1 protein-coding gene is annotated in these 364 nt (G+C 68.4%); it reads left to right on the top strand.

The genetic code is table 11. From position 1 onward, the window contains the following. Positions 1 to 209 (top strand): lipopolysaccharide kinase InaA family protein (locus J0A65_RS26470; RefSeq protein WP_206597157.1); only part of this gene is annotated, 209 nt, incomplete at its 5' end. Positions 210 to 364 lie beyond the last annotated feature (155 nt).

Below are 364 nucleotides of genomic sequence, written 5' to 3' on the forward strand. Positions count from 1 at the left end.
TCGTCAAGGTACGCGGCGCCGACGATGTCGATATCGCCCTGCTGGACCTGGAAAAGGGGCGCCGTCGCTGGCGCGTCGCCAGTGCTTCCCGGCACGATCTCGGCCAACTGCGACGCCACCGTGGCGACATGCCTGACGGCGACGTGCAGTACCTGCAGCAGGCTTACCAGCACGCGCTCAACAACCCCTGGGGAGTGCTGCAGCCATGAGTGAGGCCCCCGACCTCGACGCCCTGTCGTTCAAGGGCCGTAGCGGCCTGACGCGGATCCTCAACGCCACCGGTTACTCGCTGGCCGGCCTGCGCGCGGCCTATCGGGGCGAAGCCGCGTTCCGCCAGCTGGTGTGGCTGAACCTGGTGCTGCTG

Origin of the sequence: Bowmanella yangjiangensis (assembly GCF_017255015.1) — a bacterium.
In the GTDB taxonomy this organism is placed as follows: Bacteria; Pseudomonadota; Gammaproteobacteria; order Enterobacterales; family Alteromonadaceae; genus Bowmanella; species Bowmanella yangjiangensis.